The 18,354-nt window shown below is 71.7% G+C and carries 16 protein-coding genes; 9 read left to right on the top strand and 7 right to left on the bottom strand.

The features are described from left to right. Both GX015_RS00435 and GX015_RS00430 read right to left on the bottom strand, forming a co-directional pair. The coding region (locus GX015_RS00435) for an SDR family NAD(P)-dependent oxidoreductase (RefSeq protein ID WP_291341955.1) at window positions 1-222 on the bottom strand (222 nt) is incomplete at its 3' end. Further along, entirely contained in the window at window positions 219-1,292 is a 1,074-nt protein-coding gene (locus GX015_RS00430) for an alpha/beta hydrolase (protein WP_291341953.1), read from the bottom strand. The genes GX015_RS00430 and GX015_RS00435, both read right to left, overlap by 4 nt. A gap of 30 nt (window positions 1,293-1,322) precedes the next feature. Here GX015_RS00430 and GX015_RS00425 point away from each other — a divergent pair, with 30 nt between their 5' ends. The 5 genes from GX015_RS00425 to GX015_RS00405 are packed head-to-tail and all read left to right on the top strand — an operon-like array spanning window position 1,323 to window position 6,235. Further along, on the top strand, window positions 1,323-2,582 hold the full coding sequence (locus GX015_RS00425) for a Xaa-Pro peptidase family protein (RefSeq protein ID WP_291341951.1): 1,260 nt from the start codon (window positions 1,323-1,325) through the stop codon (window positions 2,580-2,582). 2 nt (window positions 2,583-2,584) lie between these two features. Continuing rightward, window positions 2,585-3,349, top strand: coding sequence for an SDR family NAD(P)-dependent oxidoreductase (locus tag GX015_RS00420; protein WP_291341949.1), 765 nt, complete (start codon window positions 2,585-2,587; stop codon window positions 3,347-3,349). Then, window positions 3,346-4,734 carry a precorrin-6Y C5,15-methyltransferase (decarboxylating) subunit CbiT gene (gene cbiT / locus GX015_RS00415; protein ID WP_291341947.1) on the top strand — a complete coding sequence of 463 codons (1,389 nt, stop codon included), beginning with the start codon at window positions 3,346-3,348 and terminating at the stop codon, window positions 4,732-4,734. The genes GX015_RS00420 and cbiT overlap by 4 nt, the downstream gene beginning before the upstream one ends. Continuing rightward, complete coding sequence (gene cobM, locus GX015_RS00410) at window positions 4,731-5,504, top strand: precorrin-4 C(11)-methyltransferase (protein ID WP_291341945.1); 774 nt, start codon at window positions 4,731-4,733, stop codon at window positions 5,502-5,504. The genes cbiT and cobM overlap by 4 nt, the downstream gene beginning before the upstream one ends. Beyond that, complete coding sequence (locus tag GX015_RS00405) at window positions 5,492-6,235, top strand: cobalt-precorrin-6A reductase (RefSeq protein ID WP_291341943.1); 744 nt, start codon at window positions 5,492-5,494, stop codon at window positions 6,233-6,235. The genes cobM and GX015_RS00405 overlap by 13 nt, the downstream gene beginning before the upstream one ends. A gap of 258 nt (window positions 6,236-6,493) precedes the next feature. Here the strand turns inward: GX015_RS00405 and GX015_RS00400 are convergent, their stop codons facing one another. The 4 genes from GX015_RS00400 to cobG all read right to left on the bottom strand — a co-directional run bounded on the left by GX015_RS00400 (window position 6,494) and on the right by cobG (window position 10,839). Further along, entirely contained in the window at window positions 6,494-7,096 is a 603-nt protein-coding gene (locus GX015_RS00400; RefSeq protein WP_291341941.1) for an HAD family hydrolase, read from the bottom strand. Between the two features lie 106 nt (window positions 7,097-7,202). Next, entirely contained in the window at window positions 7,203-8,870 is a 1,668-nt protein-coding gene (gene cobJ, locus GX015_RS00395) for a precorrin-3B C(17)-methyltransferase (RefSeq protein ID WP_291341939.1), read from the bottom strand. Then, a complete protein-coding gene (locus tag GX015_RS00390; protein ID WP_291341937.1) occupies window positions 8,867-9,520 on the bottom strand; it encodes a precorrin-8X methylmutase in 654 nt (217 codons plus the stop codon). Before GX015_RS00390 ends, cobJ begins: the two co-directional genes overlap by 4 nt. A gap of 131 nt (window positions 9,521-9,651) precedes the next feature. Then, the gene (gene cobG / locus GX015_RS00385; protein ID WP_291341935.1) at window positions 9,652-10,839 is read right to left on the bottom strand and encodes a precorrin-3B synthase; all 1,188 of its coding nucleotides are present in this window, start codon (window positions 10,837-10,839) and stop codon (window positions 9,652-9,654) included. Between the two features lie 229 nt (window positions 10,840-11,068). Between cobG and cobN the strand changes: the two genes are divergently transcribed. Further along, window positions 11,069-14,794, top strand: coding sequence for a cobaltochelatase subunit CobN (gene cobN, locus GX015_RS00380; protein ID WP_291341933.1), 3,726 nt, complete (start codon window positions 11,069-11,071; stop codon window positions 14,792-14,794). Window positions 14,795-15,034: 240 nt separating this feature from the next. Here the strand turns inward: cobN and GX015_RS00375 are convergent, their stop codons facing one another. Further along, window positions 15,035-15,469: a VOC family protein gene (locus GX015_RS00375; protein ID WP_291341932.1), complete on the bottom strand. Its 435-nt coding sequence runs from the start codon at window positions 15,467-15,469 to the stop codon at window positions 15,035-15,037. Between the two features lie 156 nt (window positions 15,470-15,625). Between GX015_RS00375 and GX015_RS00370 the strand changes: the two genes are divergently transcribed. The 3 genes from GX015_RS00370 to GX015_RS00360 form a co-directional block, all read left to right on the top strand. Further along, window positions 15,626-16,447 (top strand): FxsA family protein, encoded by an 822-nt coding sequence (locus tag GX015_RS00370; RefSeq protein ID WP_291341931.1) that lies wholly within the window; start codon window positions 15,626-15,628, stop codon window positions 16,445-16,447. Beyond that, window positions 16,444-18,021: an apolipoprotein N-acyltransferase gene (lnt, locus tag GX015_RS00365; RefSeq protein WP_291341929.1), complete on the top strand. Its 1,578-nt coding sequence runs from the start codon at window positions 16,444-16,446 to the stop codon at window positions 18,019-18,021. The genes GX015_RS00370 and lnt overlap by 4 nt, the downstream gene beginning before the upstream one ends. Further along, window positions 18,021-18,354: glycosyltransferase (locus GX015_RS00360; protein WP_291341927.1), on the top strand; the 334-nt coding region annotated here is incomplete at its 3' end. The genes lnt and GX015_RS00360, both read left to right, overlap by 1 nt.

Here is an 18,354-nt window from a genome sequence, read left to right as displayed (position 1 = left end):
CGCCGCCCGGCGCGCCGCCCGCTTCGCCTCCTCCAGACCCGCGGCATTGCGGTCGGCCATGGCCACGCGGAAACCGTCGGCGGCCAGAGAGATGGCCAGGCCGCGGCCGATGCCGGAGGCCGCGCCGGTGACCACGGCCAGCGGGCGGGGGTCGCCGAGGGTCGGGCGGTCGTTGGTGGCGTCGGTGGAGTCGTTCGGGGAACCGTTCGTCGTGTCCGTCATTGCCTGACCTCCAGAGCCAGACGCACGGCGCCGGCGAGTTCGTCGATGGCCCGGCGCGAGGTGCGCCACAGGCCGGGGGAATTGATGAATGGGTGGACCATGCCGCGGTGCATCTTCACGCTGACCGGCACCTCGGCTTCCGCCAGGCGCGCGGCGTAGGCCTCGCCCTCGTCGCGCAGCGGGTCGAAACCCGCCAGAGCAATGTAAGCGGGCGCCAGCCCGGACAGGTCCTCGGCGAACAGGGGAGAGACCCGCGGGTCGGCGGCCAGCTCGCGATCGGCCGACCCCGGCGTCCCGTCGCCGACGTAGAGCTCGGCATAGGCGACCATGTTGACGGAGGTCAGGAAGTACCCCTCCTCGAATTCGCGGCCGCTGCCGGTCCAGCCGTCGCGCGGCCCGATCCACGCAGTCAGGTCGGTCACCGGGGCCAGCAGCGCCTGCAGCGCCGGTTGCGGCAGGCCGCGGCGCTTGGCCTCCAGGCAAATCACGGCGGCGAAGTTGGCGCCGGCGGAGTCGCCCATCACCGCCACCCGGCGGCCCTGCCCGATCAGCGTTTCGTACACCGCCATCGCGTCGTCGAGCCCGGCGGGGAAGGGGTGCTCGGGGGCCAGCCGGTAGTCGACGGAGATGACGTCGACGCCGGCGGCCTCCGCCAGGCGCAGGCACGGGGCGTCGTGGGAATCCAGCGAACCGAGCGCCCAGCCACCGCCATGGAGATACATGACGGCGGGGGCGGAAGCGTCGGCAAGCGGGAAACCGAAGTACCTGCGCACCGGGACCCCGGCGATCTCCTCGTCGCGCGTGCGGACCTTCGGCCGCGGCCCCGCGGCGAGGTACGCCTCGCGGTCGATCTCCTCGCGCGCCTTCGCGGCCGACAGCGTGCCGATGCCCTTGCCGGAGCCGATGACCTTCAGCAGCGCCAGGGACATGGCGACGTCGGGGTCCAGCAGATACCCCCTCCCATTGCGCGGCGGACGTGCCGCCAGACGCAACAAAGGAGCCGGCAGCGACATGATGGCGCGGCCGGCTCGGGCGATGATCCTGGTCAACGGTTCGGGGCGGTAGTTCATGAGGTCAAAATACCTTGGTCGAGGGTTATCGTGGTCGATATGACGGAATCACTCTTCCCTTCCCAGGTGTACTCGGCGCGGCTGACCCGCGCCGCCGGTTTGGCCGCCGACCGCGGCATCGGCGGCCTCGTCTTCGGCACCGGCCCCGACTTGGAGTACCTCATCGGGTCGAAGGTGAGCTCCCACGAGCGGCTGACCGCGCTGGTCGTGCCCGCCGCCGGGGGTGCAGTCGAGGCCGCCGGCGAGGAGGCGAACGGCGGCGCCGCGGCCCGGCCCGTGCTCGTCCTGCCCGCCGTCGAGCGCGGCGATCTGCCCGCCTCGGCGGTGCCGGACCTCGACGTCGACGTCGTCCTGTGGGCCGACGGCGAGAACCCGCACCGGCTGGTCTCCGACGCGCTGGGCATGTCCGCGGGCAATGGGGAGCCGGTCCTCGGCGTCGGCGCGTCGCTGACCGCCGATCATCTCTTGCCGATCCTCGAGTTCACCGGCGCCCGCGCGGTGCTGGCAGGGGAGACGCTGCGCGAGCTGTTCATGCGCAAGGACGCCGCCGAGATCGACCAGCTTCGCGACGCCGGCGCCGCCATCGACCGCGTCCACGCCCGAGTGCCGGGGATGCTCCGCGCAGGGCGCACCGAGGCCGACGTCGCCGCGGAGCTCCATGACGCGATCCTCGAGGAGGGCCACACGGCCGTCGATTTCATCATCGTCGGGTCCGGGCCCAACGGCGCGAATCCGCACCACGATTTCTCGGACAGGACGCTTGACGACGGTGACGTCGTGGTCGTCGACATCGGCGGCACCTGGGGAGTCGGCTACCACTCGGACTGCACCCGCACCTACGTCATCGGGCAGGCGCCGGAGCGTGCCACGGCGGCGTGGGACGTGCTGTGCGCCGCGCAGGAAGCCGCGGTCGCCGCGGTGCGCCCGGGCGTGACCGCCGCATCCATCGACGCCGCCGCCCGCGACGCGATCACGGCCGGCGGCCACGGCGAGGAGTTCATCCACCGCACCGGCCACGGAATCGGCCTGAGCCTGCACGAGGAGCCGTTCATCATGGAGGGCAACGACCTCGTGCTGGAGCCGGGCATGGCGTTTTCCGTCGAACCGGGCATCTACTTCGAGGGCGACTTCGGCATGCGCCTGGAGGACATCGTCGTGGTCACCGAGGACGGCTGCGAGCCGCTGAACCGCGGGCCACACGAGCTGGTCGTCGCCGGTGGCGCAGCGACCGGCGATGCTGCCGTCGTCGATGGCACCGCATCCGCCAATCCGGAAGCGGGGGAGAAGTAGCAATGGGGCACGTGCTCATCCTGGGCGGCACCAGCGAGATCGGCGGCGAGGTCGCCGCGCGCCTGGCCAACCACAACACCGTGACTCTGGCGGCGCGCCGGATCGACGCGCTCGACGACATCGCCAAGCGCCTCACCGACTCCGGGGCGGTCGCCGTCCACCGCGTGTTCTTCGACGCCGACGACCTGGCCTCGCATCAGCGGGTTCTCGACGAAGCATGGGCGCACGCGCCCGTGGACACCGCCGTCATCGCCTTCGGCATCCTCGGCGACCAGGCCGCGTGCGAGGCCTCCGGCGCCGAGGCCGCCCGCATCATCCACACCGACTTCACGGCGCATGCCGCCATCGCCACGGAGCTCGTCGCCCGCATGGAGGCAGCCGCCGAGTCCGGCGAACTGCCCGTTCGCGACGGGGTCGCCGGGCGCATCCTCGCGTTCTCCTCGATCGCCGGCGCCCGGGTGCGCCGCGCCAACTACGTCTACGGCTCCGCCAAAGCCGGCCTCGACGGGTTCCTGCAGGGCATGCAGGATCGCCTCCACGGGGGCCCGGTGCAGCTGACCATCGCGCGCCCGGGTTTCGTCATCGGCCGCATGACCGAGGGCATGAAGCCCGCCCCGATGTCGTCGACGCCGGCGCAGGTCGCCGAAGCCGCCGTCACCGCCCTCGACGGCCGCAAGCTCGACGCGTGGATCCCCGCGCGTCTGGGTTTCCTGGCGCGGGCCACCCGGTTCACGCCGCGGTCGATCTGGAGGAAGATGCCGCGATGACCGGTCGCCTCCGCGTCGTGGGCATCGGCTGCGATGGCCTCGACGGGCTGACCATGCGGGCCCATGCCGTGCTCGCCGGTGCCCGCCGCATCATCGGCGCACCCCGGCAGTTGGAGCTTCTCGACGTCCCGGCCGACGCCCCGTCCGCGGACTTCGGCGCAGCACCCACCGCACCCGACGTGCCCGCCGCCGGTTCCGTCACCGCCTCGGCAGCACCCGCCATCACCGCCGAGCGCGTCACATGGCCCGAGGGCTACTGGCGGCGGTGGGGAGAAGTCCTCGCCGATCTCGATCCCGCCACCGACGTGATCCTGGCCAGCGGCGACCCAATGTTCCATGGCATCGGCACGACGCTGGTGCGCGAACTCGGCGCCGAGGCCATCGAGGTCTTCCCGGCACCGTCATCGGCATCGCTGGCCTGTGCCCGCCTCGGCTGGGCGCTCGACCGCACGCCGGTCGTCTCCCTGGTCACCGGCCCCGCCGGCCGCGAGGGCGCCGGAGCCGTCGTGCCCGCCGCCGACGCCGGCCGCCCCTTCCTCGTGCTGTGCCGCGACGCGGATTCCGTCACCCACGTCGCCGACGCACTCGCCGACCGCCCGGGCACCGTCCTCACCGCGCTGACCAACGTCGGCGGCGGCGAGACCGGCCCCTGCCCGGAAAGCGTCGCACGGGGGACCGTCGCAAAGCCCCCGACGCCCGCCGGCAACCTGACCATCCTCGCCGTCGAACCGTCCGGCCCCGCCCGCGGTTGGCTGCCCGACACGGCCTTCGACACCGACGGCCAGCTGACCAAGAGCCCGATCCGCGAACTCACCGTCGCCGCACTCGGCCCGCGCCCCGGCGCACTGCTGTGGGACGTCGGCGGCGGGACCGGCTCCATCGCCATCGAATGGGCCCGCCACGGCGGCCGCGCCCTGTGCTTCGAACGCGACCCCGAACGCGTGCGGCGGATTCGCGCCAACGTCGCCGGCCTGTCCGGCGGCGTCGAGGTCGTCGAGGGCTCCGCACCCGAGGCCCTGACCTCGCTTGACGACGCCCACCGGCACGCCCCCGACGCCATCTTCATCGGCGGCGGCCTCACCGCCGAGGGCATGATCGACGCCTGCGTCGCGGCACTCGCGCCGGGCGGGCGGCTGGTGGCCAATACGGTGACCCTCGAGTCGGAAGCCGTGCTGTGGGACGCCCGCTCGCGCTTCGGCGGCGAGGTGCAGCGGATCGGCGTCGAACGCGCCGGTAAGGTGGGGTCGTTCACGGCGTGGCGGCCGGCGCTGCCGGTGGTCCAATGGGTCGTCGACGGGCCGTCGCAAAGCAAGGCCGAAGGCCCCGCAAACGCCAACGAAGCAAGAACCGCCCGAACGGGCGCGGAAGGGGAGCAGCACCAGTGACCGTGTACTTCATCGGGGCGGGGCCGGGCGCGGCCGATCTGCTGACGCTGCGCGCCGACCGCCTGATCAGGTCCTGCCCGGTGTGCCTCTACGCCGGGTCGATCGTGCCGCCCGAGGTGCTGGCCAACTGCCCCGACGACGCCGAGGTGATCAATACCGCGCGGATGCCGCTGGAGGACATCGTCGACGTCATCGCGAAGGCCCACGCCGAGGGCAAGGACGTCGCCCGCCTGCAGTCCGGCGATCCGTCCGTGTGGTCGGCGCTGGCCGAGCAGGCGCGGCGGCTGACCGCGGCGGGCATCGACTACGAGATCGTGCCCGGGGTCGCGTCGTTCTCGGCGGTGGCCGCGGCGCTCGGCCATGAGCTGACGGTGCCGACGGTGGGGCAGTCGGTGATCCTCACCCGCGTTTCCGGCCGAGCGTCGGCGATGCCCGAGGGCGAGACGCTGGAGAACTTCGGCCGCACCGGCGCGACCCTGTGCATCCACCTGGCCGCCCACGACATCGACCGCGTCGTCGCCGAGCTCGAGCCGAATTACGGCGCCGACTGCCCGGTCGCCGTCGTCGCCTTCGCGTCGCGCCCGGAGGAGACGATCCTGCGCGGCACGCTCGGCGACATCGCGGCGCAGGTCAAGGACGCGGGCGTGACCCGCACCGCCGTCATCGTCGTCGGCCGCGTGCTCGGCGCCGAGGGCTTCCCGGACAGCTACCTCTACTCCGACGGCCGCCCCCGCGACGCCGAGGGGAGGACCCTGACGTGCGGGCACTGATCCTCGGCGGCACCGGCGAGGCCCGGGCCCTGGCCAAGCGCCTGGTCGACGCCGGTTGGCACGTCACGTCCTCGCTGGCCGGTCGCGTCGCGGAACCGAAACTGCCGGTCGGGCACGTGCGCATCGGAGGTTTCGGCGGGCCCGCGGGGCTGACCAAGTGGCTGCTTTCCGACGCCACCGAAGTCATCATCGACGCCACCCACCCCTTCGCCGAACGCATCAGCGCGTCCGCCGCGGAGGCGGCCCGAGCGACCGGCCTGCCGCTGGTCGCGCTGCACCGGCCGGCGTGGGAAAAGGAGCGCGGCGACGAGTGGCTCGAGGTGCTCGACATGGAGGCGGCCGCAGAGCTTGCGCGGACGCGATTCGCGGCGCCGTTCCTCACCATCGGCCGCCAGCAACTGTCGCACTTCGCCGCCGATGACCAGGGCCGATACCTGATCCGTTGCGTCGAGCAGCCGACGGGGCCGCTGCCGCGCCACCGCAAGGTGCTGCTCACCCGCGGGCCCTTCGACGTCGCCGGCGAGCGCAAGCTCATGCGCGACTACGCCGTGGACTGCCTGGTGACCAAAAACTCCGGCGGCGCCCAGACCTACGCCAAGATCGAGGCTGCCCGCGACCTGCGCAAGCCGGTGATCATGGTCCAGCGCCCGGAGCTGCCCGGCAAGGGCATCGCCTACGTCGCCGACACCGTCGACCGCGCCTTCGACGCCGTCACCCGCGGCCGGGTGTAGCGCCGCGTCCGTCTCTCACGACCGTCGCTGCGGCCGTCGGCCTTCGTCGCCGGTGGTCCGGTTCGGGTGTTCCGCCATGCTTAGTGTCATATGGTCAACGCTCCCAATTCTATGGCTTCAAAAGCCCAGGTGGTCAAACTTGCTACTCGGGAGCGTTGACCATATGACACGAAGCGCCACGCGGCCGCGCCGACCGAGCACGACCGCACAAGACCTACGCCGCCTCCGCCGCTCCGTAACGCGCCGACCGCACGAAACCTACGCCGTGACCTCGCCCAGGTGCGTGAGGTCGGGGATGATTTCGTAGCCGGCGAGCTGCTCCGGCGAGTGGGACGTGGCCACGGCGATGACGCGGCAACCGGCGCGGGTGCCCGCCTCCAACCCGGCGGGCGCGTCCTCGATGACGAGGCAGTCCACCGGATCCGCGCCGAGGCGCTCGGCGGCGAGCAAGTACCCCGACGGATCGGGTTTGCCGGCCTCGACGTCTTCGGCGGTGATCATCACCTCGGGCACGGGCAGTCCGGCGGCGGCGAGGCGGGCGCTCATCAGCTCGCGCGACCCCGACGTCACCGCCGCCCAGCGATCGCGGGGGAGCGACGCCAGCACCCCGGCGGCGCCCGGCAACGCGACGACCGACTCGAGGTCGCCCATCTCGAGCTCGAACACCCGCCGGTACGCGGGCGCGACGAGTTCCGGAGCGAGCAGATCGGCGAGGGTGTCCTCGGAGCGCCGCCCGTGGCTGACCGCGAGAATCTCGTCGCCGTCGAAGCCGTTTTCCGCCGCCCACGTCCGCCAGGCGCGCTCGACTGCGGGGGTCGAATCCACGAGGGTGCCGTCGATGTCGAAGAGCCAGTACTTCATGGGCCCGAGGCTACGCGCGACGGCACCACCCAGCTTCGGCCCGAGCGCGGCCCGAACGGCGTCAGTCATCGCCGAGCCCATTCGGACATCGCCCGCGCTTCTTTCGTCAGTGATCCCCGCCGAGTGCCCCGGTGCCGGCGAATCCGCCGCCGCCGTAGTGCCGCGCGGTGAACACGCGCACCCCGTCGACGCCGTCATATGCCCTGGTCGACGACGCGCCGACGATGAGCATGGTCCGCATGTCCACGACCTCCGGGTCGAGGTCCGCGACGGTGGTGACGGTGACGTTCTCCTCGGGCGCGCCGACCGCGCGGGCCACGATGACGGGCGTTTCCGGGTCGCGGTATTCGGCGACGAGGTCGCGCAGCGCCACGACCTGGGCGCGCCGCGTCTTCGACGCCGGGTTGTACACGGCAAACGCCATATCCGCGCCGAGCACGGCACGCAATCGCTTTTCGACGGTCGCCCACGGCTTCAAGCGGTCGGACAGCGAGAGCATTGCGAAGTCGTGCCCCAGCGGGGCGCCGGCGCGGCTCGCGACGGCCTGGGCGGCGGTCATGCCCGGCACGATGCGCACCGGCACCTCCCGCCAGGGTTCGTCGTCGGCGGTCTCCAGCACGGCGGCGGCCATGGCGAAGACGCCGGCGTCGCCGGAGCTGACGACGGCCACGCGGGCGCCGGATTTGGCCAGGTCAAGCGCCATCGCGGCACGCTCGCCCTCGACGCGGTTGTCCGACATGTGCTTGGTCTGGCCGGGGCGCTCGGGAACCCTGGCGACGTAGGTGGAGTAGCCGACGACGTCGGTGGCCCGCTCCAATTCGGCGGCGGCCTCCGGCGTGAGCCACCGGTCGGGGCCGGGGCCCAGGCCGATGACGACGACCTCGCCCATGCCGACGGCGCGGGCCGCACCAGCCGCATCCGAGTCGGCGGTGGCGACACCCCGGGCGGCAACTGCTCCGGCATACGAGGAGGTGTCGGCGGTCGCACCGATGCGGGAGGCGACGCGGACGCCGGTGTCGGGGCCGTCGTCAAGCACAGCACCCACGACCACGACGGAGAAGTACGGGACGTCGGCGGCGTCGACGTCGGCAAGCGGCGCCGTCCAGCCGTCGCCCATCGTTGCGCGGACGACCACCCGGGCGCGGTCGAGCATCCCTGTCTCGCGCAGGACGTCGCGGACTTCGTCGACGTGGCCGCCGAGCTTCATGATCACCAGGCAGTCGGCCGCCTTCGCGGCGGCCTCCAGCCGGTCGCGGCCGGCGGTGGCGGGCAGGATCGACAGGATGTCCGTGCCCTCGGCCAGCGGATGCGCCAACGAGCACGCCGCGGCGGTGACGCTGGGGACGCCGGGGATGACGTGCGCCGGGAAATCAATCTCCAGCGCACGGTGAAGGTGCTGGTAGGAGCTGTAGAGCATCGGATCGCCGAGAGACAGCACGGCCACGGAACGGCCCGCGGCGAGGTGCCCGGCGAGGCGACTGGTGGCCTCCGAGTAGAAGGCGCCCATGGCTTCGGCGTAATCGCCGTCGTTCCCGCCGCCCTTCGTCACCGGGTAGACGAGGAGTTCTTCGGTGGCGGGGTGCGGGCGGGCGTCGAGAAGCTCCGAGGCGATGCGCCGCGCGGTCGAGCGCCCGTGCGGGCCCGCATGGAAGGCGACGACGTCGGCGGCCGCGATGATGTCCGCGCCGCGGCGGGTGATCAGGCCCGGATCGCCGGGGCCCAGGCCCACGCCATAGAGGTGGCCGGGTTCGACGGCGGTGGCGGCATCGCTCACGGGAGGATCTCCTGCTTCGTGGCCAGCGCGTTCAGGGCCGCGCACGTGATGGCGGAACCGCCGCGACGGCCGGTGACGGTGATGTACTCCAGCCCGGGAATCTCCGGGGCGACGTCGATGGTCGCCTGCTTCGACTCGACGGCGCCCACGAAGCCGACGGGGATGGCCAGGATGGCGGCGGGCATGGGCAGCTCACCGGCGCGCAGGCGATCGAGCAGGTGATACAGCGCGGTCGGGGCATTGCCGATGGCGACGACGGCGCCTTCGAGGCGATCGCCCCACAGGTCGACTGCGGCTGCGGTGCGGGTGGTGCCCAGCTCCGCGGCCAGGCCCGGCGTGCGCTCGTCGTTGAGGGTGCAGATGACCTCGTTGTCCGCCGGCAGCCGGCGGCGCGTGATGCCCGAGGCGATCATGGTGACGTCGGTGAAGATCGGCTTGCCCGCCTCCAGCGCGGCGCGCGCGGCGGAGACGGCGCCGGGGGAGAAGACGATGTCCTCGGCCAGATCCGTCTGGCCGGCGGCGTGGATCATCCGCACGGCGACGGTCTCCTCCTCGGGAGAAAAACGCCCCAGGTCGGACTCGGCGCGGATGATGGTAAACGACTCGCGGTAGATCGCCGAGCCGTCCGTAACGTAGTCGAAGCCTGTCATGGCTTCAGGTTAAGCCACGACCCCGTTCGAACACCGATCAGGCGGACGAAGCGGGACCGAGAGGGGCCGGAAGAGAGGCCGGGAGAGGCGCCGTGGCCCGATGAGCGAACCCGGGCCGGGAGGGCCGGGTGTCAGTCGACGGAGGTGACCTCGTACTCGCCGTCGCCGGTGGCCAGGTAGTCGACGTACCCGCCCTTGGGCCGGCCGCAGCGGCGCTCGCAGCCGGAGAAGTGCACGCGCCCCTCGGGCAGGCGGGCCTGGGCGATGGCATGGGCGGCGTCGCCGCGGGTGTCGGCCAACGACTTCGGGCAGCCGGGGCGGCCGGTGCAGGCGGAGACGTTGAGCCACGTCGACTTGCGGTCGAACACCAGCCCGTTGGGCGCCATGACGCGGACGACCTGCTCGGCGTCGGCCTCCTCGAGGTCGTGCATCACCAGCGAGTACCAGGGCGTGACGTGGACGGGCACGCGGGTCTGGGCGATGCCGCGGGCCAGGCGCGCGGGCAACACGCCGAAGCGCAGGCCGGCGGACAGGCTGACCAGGCCGTCGGGCTGGTCGATCCAGCCGATCTGTTCGGTGCCGGGGTGGGCGAAGGCGAAAGACTCCGCATCGGACGCCTCGCCGACCGCCACTCCCATGGCCTCGGAGGTCATGGCGATCACCTGCTCGCCACACCCGGATTCGGCGATCCGCCAGGCGTCGCCGCGGACCTCCGCCCACGCCCGGGTGGCGGACAGCAGCAGCGGCACCGCGCGCTCGCGGGGCACGGATACTCCCGCGGGGACACCGGCAACGACGAGCTCGAACTCACCTCCGCCCAGCGCGACCAAGCCGAGGTCGGGGGCCTCGCCGAGCACGTCGCCGCGGCCGTCGTCGATCGCGAAAAGGGTGCGACCGGGCAGCGCGGCCAGCGACTCGTCGGCGCACAGCGCGTCGTCGAAGGCGTGGACCAGCTCGGAGACGTCGTCGAGCCCGCCGACGCGGCCCGTCATCGGCGACTGGAGGATGTTGCGCACGCGATCGTGCTCCGGGTGGGGGAGCATGCCCGCCTCCTCCACGGCGTCGGCGAACGCGGCGACGTCGCGGATGCCGCGGATCTGCAGGTTGCCGCGAGAGGTGAAGTGGATGTCGCCGTCACCGAAGTTGTCGGCGAGGTCCGCCAGCACGGCGAAGCCCGGCGCGGGCAGGGATCCGCCGGGGAAGCGCAGGCGGCCGATGGCGCCGTCCGCTGCGACGTGCACGCGCCGGGCGCCGGGGCACCCGTCCGGTCGGTCGCGTTCGGTGCTGGGAGATTCGGGCTGGTTGGCGGGGGCGTTCATGCCCCCGATCATACGTCCGGACCGGTGCGACGATGGATCGCCCACGGGTGCCGCGGCGACCCCGCCCCGGCGGCCGGGGTAGGCTACCGGCGAAACGTTCAACCACCCGACCCGGGTGTGGGGAAGCCGGTGAAATTCCGGGCGGTCGCGCCACTGTGAAAGTCAGACCCCCACGTCTCGGGAAGCTTGGCCACGGGGCGCGAAGATCCCCGGGAAAGGCGCAGCCGCGATGATTCTGCTGCTCTCCACGTCCGATACCGACTTGCTGTCCGCTCGGGCCGCCGCGGCGAAGGGGGAGGGGGTCGAGTACCGCTGGGCCAATCCGGCCCGTTTGCTCGACGACGACTTGCCGAAGCTCCTCGACGGCGCCGACATCGCGATCGTCCGGTTGCTGGGCGGCCGCAGGGCGTGGGAAGAGGGCATCGACCGCGTCATCGCCTCGGGCATCCCGACGGTCCTGGTCTCCGGCGAGCAGGCCCCGGATGCGGAGCTGACGGAGCACTCGACGGTGCCGGCCAACGTGGCCACCACCGCGCACGCGTACCTCGCCGAGGGCGGCGCCGGAAACCTGGTGCAGCTGCACAACTTCCTGTCGGACACCCTGCTGTTCACCGGCCTCGGCTTCGCCGAACCGGAGCGCCTGCCCGCGTGGGGCCACCTGGAGCGGGACTGGGTCGCCGATGCACCCGACGCCGATGCTCCCACCGCACCCGACGCCCCCGTCATCGGCGTGATCTACTACCGCGCCCAGCATTTGGCCGGCAACACCGCCTACGTCTCGGCGCTGTGCGGCGCCATCGAGGAGCGGGGGGCCGTCGCCAAGCCGATTTACGCGGCGTCGCTGCGCACCGCCGGCGATGACCTGCTCGCGGAACTGGGCACCTGCGACGCGCTGATCACCACCGTCCTGGCCGCAGGCGGCAATCGTCCGGCGCTGGCGCAGGCCGGCGGCGACGACGGCACGTGGGACGTCGCCGCCCTCGCGAAGCTGGACGTGCCGATCATCCAGGGTCTGGCGCTGACGTCGGCGCGCGAGGCGTGGGAAGACAACGACGAGGGACTGACCCCGCTGGACGTGGCCACCCAGGTCGCGGTGCCCGAGTTCGACGGCCGGCTGATCTCGGTGCCGTTCTCGTTCAAGGAAATCGACGCCGACGACCTGATCGCCTACGTGCCGGATTACGAGCGCTGCGCCCGGCTGGCCGGCATCGCCGTGCGCCACGCGCGCCTGCGCCACCTGGACAACGGCGACAAGAAGATCGCCGTCATGCTGTCGGCGTACCCCACCAAGCACGCGCGCATCGGCAATGCCGTCGGCCTGGACACCCCGGCGTCGACGCTGAAGGTGCTCCACGCGCTGCACGAGGCCGGTTACGACCTCGGCGACGTCGCCGCAATCCCCGGTTTCGAGGCCTACGGCAGGGCGGATGCCGAGCAGAACGCGGAGGACCGCACCGCCGCGGCCGACGAGTTCATGCACGCCATCATCGACGCCGGCGGACAGGACCCGGACTGGCTGACCGAGGAGGTCATGGCCGCCAACGAGCTGCGCCTGCCGGCCGACACGTACCTCGAGCACTTCGAGTCGCTGCCGTTCGAGCTGCGCGAGACCATGGTCGACCACTGGGGCGAGGCCCCCGGCTCGCTTTACGTGCACCCGAAGACGCGGGAGATCTACATCGCGGGCCTTCGCTTCGGCAAGGTCGTGGTCATGGTGCAGCCGCCCCGCGGCTTCGGCGACAATCCCGTGGGCATCTACCACGACCCCGATCTGCCGCCGACCCACCACTACCTGGCCTGCTACCACTGGCTGTCCCGCGCCGCGGAGGCCGGCGGCTTCGGCGCCGACGCCGTGGTCCACATGGGCAAGCACGGCAACATGGAATGGCTGCCGGGCAAGACCGTCGGGCTGTCCGCCGAGTGCGGCCCGGACCAGGCCATCGGCGAGCTGCCGCTGATCTACCCCTTCCTGGTCAACGACCCCGGCGAGGGCACCCAGGCCAAGCGCCGGGCGCACGCCACCCTGGTCGACCACATGATCCCGCCGATGGCCCGCGCCGAGTCCTACGGCGACATCACCCGCCTGGAGCAGCTGCTCGACGAGCACCAGAACATCTCCGCGATGGATCCGGCGAAGCTGCCGGCCATCCGCCAGGAGATCTGGACGCTGATCTCCGCCGCCCAGATGGACCGCGACCTCGGGTGGGAGCAGCGCCCCGACGAAGACGTCTTCGACGACATGCTCATGCACGTCGACGGCTGGTTGTGCGAGATCAAGGACGCCGCCATCCGCGGTGGCCTGCACATCCTCGGCCGCGCGCCGTCCGGGGACGACCTCTCCGGCACGGTGGCCACGATGCTGCGCGCCCGCCAATTGTGGGGCGGCGAGTTCACGCTGCCCGGCCTGCGCGAGTCGCTGGGCCTGGCCGAGGACGGCTCCGATGACCGCGCCGACGTCGACCGCATCGACGGCATCGCCACGGCCCTGGTCACCGCGCTGATCGACGACCCGGCGGTCGACCTCGGCTCCTTGGCCGACGACGTCATCGGCGCGAATGGGCTGGATGCTTCGGCGGCGGGCACCGTCGTCAAGCTGCTGGAGTTCACCCGCGACGAGATCCTGCCGCGCCTGGCGGAGACCGCGGGCGAGATCCCGCGGATCCTGCATGCGCTGAACGGCGGCTTCATCCCCGCCGGCCCGTCCGGTTCGCCGCTGCGCGGCCTGGTCAACGTGCTGCCGACCGGCCGCAACTTCTACTCGGTCGACCCGAAGGCCATCCCGTCGCGGCTGGCGTGGGAGACCGGCGAGCGGCTGGCGGACGGCGTCATCGAACGGTTCCGCGCCGACCACGACGGCGAGTACCCCAAGTCCGTCGGCCTGTCGGTGTGGGGCACGTCGGCGATGCGCACGTCGGGCGACGACATCGCCGAGGTCCTCGCGCTGCTGGGCGTGCGCCCCGTGTGGGACGAGGCGTCGCGCCGCATCACCGGTCTGGAGGTCATCCCGGCCGAGGAGCTGGGTCGCCCGCGCATCGACGTCACCGTGCGCATCTCCGGCTTCTTCCGCGATGCGTTCCCGCACGTCATCGATTTGCTTGACGACGCCATCGCGCTCGTCGCCGGCCTCGACGAGCCGGAGGACGTGAACTACGTCCGCGCGCACGCGCAGGCCGACGCCGCTGCCGGCGGGGAGCCGGGGGAGACCGGGGCGCCGGCCGCGGATCCGCTGCGGCCGCGCCGCATCTTCGGTTCGAAGCCGGGGACGTACGGTGCGGGTCTGCTGCAGTTGATCGACTCCGGGTCGTGGCGCGACGACGAGGACCTCGCCGCCGTGTACACCACGTGGGGCGGTTACGCCTACGGGCGCGGAGTCGACGGGGCGCCGGCGGCCGACGAGATGCGCACGGCGTACCGCCGCATCCAGGTCGCCGCGAAGAACGCCGACACCCGAGAGCACGACATCGCCGATTCCGACGACTACTTCCAGTTCCACGGCGGGATGGTCGCCACGGTTCGCGCGCTGACCGGCAAGGATCCGGAGGCGTACATCGGCGACTCCACCCGACCCGACGCCGTGCGCACCCGCACCCTCCACGAGGAGACCCGCCGCGTGTTCCGCGCCCGCGTGGTCAACCCGCGGTGGATGTCGGCGATGCGCGCCCACGGCTACAAGGGCGCGTTCGAGATGGCAGCGACGGTGGATTACCTGTTCGGCTACGACGCCACCACCGGCGTCATGGACGACTGGATGTACGAGACGCTCACCGACGAGTACGTGGCCGACCCGGAGAATCGCGAGTTCTTCGACAAGTCCAACCCGTGGGCGCTGCACGACATTTCGGAGCGGCTGCTCGAGGCCGCAGACCGCGAGATGTGGGAGAACCCCGACGACGAGCGGCTCGAGCTGCTGCGCCGGACGTTCCTCGAGACCGAAGGCGAGCTCGAGGACCGGTAGCCGCCGGGACCGTCGGGCAGGTCGGACAGGTCGGTGCGCGGGTTCGCCCGGCCCACCGCCTCGATCCGCTCGGCGCCCGACGGCGTCGGCGGTGCTCCGTCTCCTTCAATCGTGTCTCCCCTCGGTCAGGGTTTTCCGGGTTCGCCCGGCAAATTGGGGCACGGTTGAAGGGGGCCGAGCGCCGCCGACGCCGACGACTCGGGCCGCCACCGTACGGACGGTGGTCGGCCCGCGATCCGCTCAGCCGCGCAGTGCGGTGATGTTGAACATCCAGCGCACGCCGAAGCGGTCCACGAGCATCCCGAATTTTCCGCCCCACGGGGCATCGGCGAGCGGCTGGAGAATGGTCGCCCCTTCGGCGAGCCCCTCCCACCAGCCGGTGAGCTTCGGGTCATCGGCGGAGTCGCCGCCGTCGGAGGACACCGCGATGTCGATGTTGCCGGTGCCGCGGAATCCTTCGCCCATCTCGTCCGGGGTGTCCGAGGCCATGAGGTGCAGGCCCGGGCCGACGTACAACGACGAGTGCATGACCTGATCGGCGATGGCCTCGTCGGGGTGCCCGGACTGGCCGAATGTCATGATGTCGGGGGTGGTCCCGAAGATCTCGCCGTAGGCGGCCATGGCTTCGGCGGCGTTGCCGTCGAAATGGATGTACGGGGTGAACGCTGCGGCCATGTCGGTTCCTTTCGAACGGCGTCGACCCGGGACATGGCCGGGCCTCCGCGAAGTGATGCAGGACACATCCGTCCTGGTCGCGCCGAGTTTACGCCGAACGCGAACACCCCGTGAACGATGCGTCGGCCGCCGTCGTCCGCCGGTAGGCTGGGCCGCATGTCACGGGCCCTCTTCCTGCTGTATCTGATCATCGAAATCGCCGCGTTCGTCGCGGTGGCCAACTGGATCGGGGTCGGCTGGGCGTTCCTCGCCCTCGGTGGCCTGTTCGTCTTCGGAGTGGTCGCGGCGGCGTGGGAGATGCGCCGACTCACGGTGCGCGCGATGGACGACGCGATCGCCGCGCAGGAGGCGATGGGCGGCGCCGCCCCGGGCATGGGCGCGTTTTCCGGTGATCGCGAGGACGGCGACGACGGCGACGAGATCATCGATCCCGCCGCGCGCGAAAAGGAGGCCCGCAAGGCCCTCGCCTCGGCCGGCACGCTGGTCGTCGATTCGGCGATGCTCATGGTCGGCTGCCTGCTGCTGGCGGTGCCCGGTTTCGTCACCACCATCATCGGCCTCCTGCTGATCCTGCCTCCGACGAAGTGGCTGATCCGCACTGTGGGCGGCGCCTCGCTGCAGTCGTGGTTCCAGCGCACGGGCTCGAAGAGCATGTTCGTGGTCCAGCGGTACGGCGTGAAGTACGACGACGGCTCCGAGGTCATCGACCACGATGATCCGACGTCGCCTCGGGGCCCGTTCGATTCCCGCTTTACGACGGACGACGCCCACCTGCCCCGCCGCCTCGATCGGGGAACCGGGGAGCGCATCACGTTCGACGTCCCCGACGACGCATCCTCGCTCGACGACTGGGCCCGCGATGACGAGAAGCGCAGGGGCCGGAGTGCCGCCGACGACATGATCATCGACGAAGAGCCCGATGACGGATCCAGCGGCCGTAACGGCAACGACGGCGACGGCCCGGAGCCGCGGGCATGACGCTTCCTTCGGGGCGGGGGCTGGTCCTCGCACGCCTGGCGCTGTCCGCGCTCGGCGCCGCGTTCGTGGCGTGGTCGTTCCAGCCGGTGGGCCTGTGGTGGCTGAGTTGGCTGGGCGTGGCGATGCTGCTCATCGCCCTCCTCGGCCGCCCATCGTGGCGAGTCACCATCGCAATGGCGGTGATCTGGGGGTTCACCACGGCGATGATCGCGTTGCCGTGGATCTCCGAGTTCGTCGGCGCCATGCCGTATGTGGCACTGTCCGTGACGCTGGGCCTCATGCAAATCCCGGGCATTTTGCTGGCCCGTTTCATCCTCGGAGCCTCGCTTCCGTGGCCGGTGCGCGCAGTCGGTGCGGCTGCGTCGATCCTGGCCGGCGAGGCGCTCCTGGCTCGCTGGCCCTTCGGCGGGTTCCCGTGGTTGCGGATCGGTTGGGGCCAGCTGGACGGCCCGCTCGACGACGCCGCCGTCCTCGGCGGAGTGGCCCTCGTCGGATTCTTCGCTGTGTTGGTCGCTGCCGGAATCGCGTCGGTCGTCGTCAAGCAATGGGCGACCGGCGTGGCGCTGATCCTCGTGCCCATCGTCATCGGCATCGTGACGCAGCCGGGAACGGGGGAGGACGTGGGCACCGTTCGCATCGCGGCGGTGCAGGGCAACGTGCCGCAGATGGGCATGGAGTTCAACGCGGAGCGCCGCGCGGTGCTGCAGAACCACGCCGACGCCACGCGCGAACTGGCGGCGCGGGTGCGCGACGGCGACGAGCCGAGGCCGGATCTGGTGGTGTGGCCGGAGAACTCGTCGGACGTCAGCCCGTTCACCGATGCCGAGGCCGCCCGGATCATCGACGCGGCGGCGCGCGACATCAAGGCGCCGATCATCGTGGGCACCTTCACCTACGACGACGGCGTGCAGAACACCATGGTCCTGTGGGACCCGGAGACCGGGCCCGTCGACGGCCAGCGCCACGAGAAGATCTACCTCCAGCCCTTCGGCGAGACCATGCCGTTCCGCGATCTGCTGCGGCACATCACGCCGCTGGTCGACCGCGCCGGCGACATGACCGCCGGCACCGGCGACGGCGTCATCGAGGTCGAGCGATCCGACGCGACCGTGGTCGACGCGATCGCGATGGGCATCGCCACCTGCTACGAGGTGGTCTTCGACCCGGCGTTCCGCGACGCGGTGAACAACGGTGCGACGATCCTGGCCACGCCCACGAACAACGCCACCTTCGGCTACACCGACATGACCTACCAGCAGTTGGCGATGAGCCGGATGCGCGCCATCGAGTTCGACCGCGCCGTCGTCGTCGCCGCGACCAGCGGCGTCAGCGCCATCGTCGGCCCGGACGGGGACGTGCACCAGGAGACGGACATCTTCGAGCAGCGCGTGCTCACCGCCGACCTGCCGCTGCGCGATCATCTGACCCCGGCCGCCCGGTATGGTGGAACGGTGGAGTGGGCCATCGTCGCCCTCGCCGCGTTCGCGCTGATCGCAGCCGTGCGTCGTGCCATGGGCGCGGCCGCCGCGGCACGCGAGGCCGAGCACCAGCAGGATTCCCATAAGGAGCGATAGTGTCCAAGCCGAGTGACAGCACCCTCGTCATCATCCCGACGTTCAACGAGCGCGAGAACCTGCCGCTCGTCGTCGGTCGCCTGCGCGCGGCGCAGCCGGACGTGCACATCCTCGTCGTCGACGATTCTTCGCCGGACGGCACGGGCGACGTCGCCGACGAGCTCGCCGCCGAGGCCCCCGAGCAGATCCATGTCCTGCACCGCGAGGGCAAGGGCGGCCTGTGGGGCGCCTACCGCGCCGGTTTCGCGTGGGGCCTGGAGCGCGACTACAAGGTGCTGTGCGAGATGGACGCCGACGGTTCGCACGCCCCGGAGCAGCTGCACCTGCTTCTCG

Source organism: Corynebacterium sp. (assembly GCF_012837295.1).
GTDB lineage: Bacteria > Actinomycetota > Actinomycetes > Mycobacteriales > Mycobacteriaceae > Corynebacterium.
This window is presented reverse-complemented; position numbering and strand designations above follow the sequence as displayed.

What these genes read in the sequence shown, in the direction of transcription:
- GX015_RS00430 (WP_291341953.1), bottom strand. Translation starts at nt 1,292, where the DNA reads ATGAACTACCGCCCCGAACCGTTGACCAGGATCATCGCCCGAGCCGGC.
- GX015_RS00420 (WP_291341949.1), top strand. Translation starts at nt 2,585, where the DNA reads ATGGGGCACGTGCTCATCCTGGGCGGCACCAGCGAGATCGGCGGCGAG.
- cbiT (WP_291341947.1), top strand. Translation starts at nt 3,346, where the DNA reads ATGACCGGTCGCCTCCGCGTCGTGGGCATCGGCTGCGATGGCCTCGAC.
- GX015_RS00400 (WP_291341941.1), bottom strand. Translation starts at nt 7,096, where the DNA reads ATGAAGTACTGGCTCTTCGACATCGACGGCACCCTCGTGGATTCGACC.
- GX015_RS00390 (WP_291341937.1), bottom strand. Translation starts at nt 9,520, where the DNA reads ATGACAGGCTTCGACTACGTTACGGACGGCTCGGCGATCTACCGCGAG.
- cobG (WP_291341935.1), bottom strand. Translation starts at nt 10,839, where the DNA reads ATGAACGCCCCCGCCAACCAGCCCGAATCTCCCAGCACCGAACGCGAC.
- cobN (WP_291341933.1), top strand. Translation starts at nt 11,069, where the DNA reads ATGATTCTGCTGCTCTCCACGTCCGATACCGACTTGCTGTCCGCTCGG.
- GX015_RS00375 (WP_291341932.1), bottom strand. Translation starts at nt 15,469, where the DNA reads ATGGCCGCAGCGTTCACCCCGTACATCCATTTCGACGGCAACGCCGCC.
- GX015_RS00370 (WP_291341931.1), top strand. Translation starts at nt 15,626, where the DNA reads ATGTCACGGGCCCTCTTCCTGCTGTATCTGATCATCGAAATCGCCGCG.
- lnt (WP_291341929.1), top strand. Translation starts at nt 16,444, where the DNA reads ATGACGCTTCCTTCGGGGCGGGGGCTGGTCCTCGCACGCCTGGCGCTG.